Here is a 518-nt window from a genome sequence, read left to right as displayed (position 1 = left end):
GCCGCTGCCGGTGCAGTACGCGGACTACGCGCTGTGGCAGCGCGAGCTGCTCGGGGACGAGTCGGATCCGGAGAGTCTGCTCTCAGCGCAGGTGGAGTACTGGCGCACGGCCCTGGACGGGGTTCCGGAGGTGCTGGAGCTGCCGTTCGACCGCCCGCGTCCGGCGGTGGCCTCCCACGGGGGCGGGAGCGTGCCGCTGAGCGTTCCGGCCCGGGTGCACGCCCGGCTGGCGGCGGTGGCGCGGGCCGAGGGCGTGACGATGTTCATGGCCCTGCAGGCAGCCCTGGCGGTGCTGCTGTCCCGCCTGGGCGCGGGCACGGACATCGCGATCGGCTCCGGGAACGCGGGGCGAACGGACGAAGCGCTGGACGACCTGGTCGGCTTCTTCGTGAACACGCTGGTGGTGCGCACCGACCTGTCGGGTGACCCGACGTTCCGCGAGGTCCTCGTGCAGGTACGGGAGACGACCCTGTCGGCGTTCCAGCACCAGGAAGTGCCGTTCGAGAAGCTGGTGGAGG

The 518-nt window shown here is 72.2% G+C and carries 1 protein-coding gene; it reads left to right on the top strand.

Annotated features, from left to right (window positions below; genetic code table 11):
• Positions 1–518 (top strand): condensation domain-containing protein (locus tag GTY56_RS33635; protein ID WP_202511091.1); only part of this gene is annotated, 518 nt, incomplete at both ends.

This window comes from Streptomyces sp. SID5643, from assembly GCF_009872555.1.
Taxonomy (GTDB): domain Bacteria; phylum Actinomycetota; class Actinomycetes; order Streptomycetales; family Streptomycetaceae; genus Streptomyces; species Streptomyces iakyrus.
This window is presented reverse-complemented; position numbering and strand designations above follow the sequence as displayed.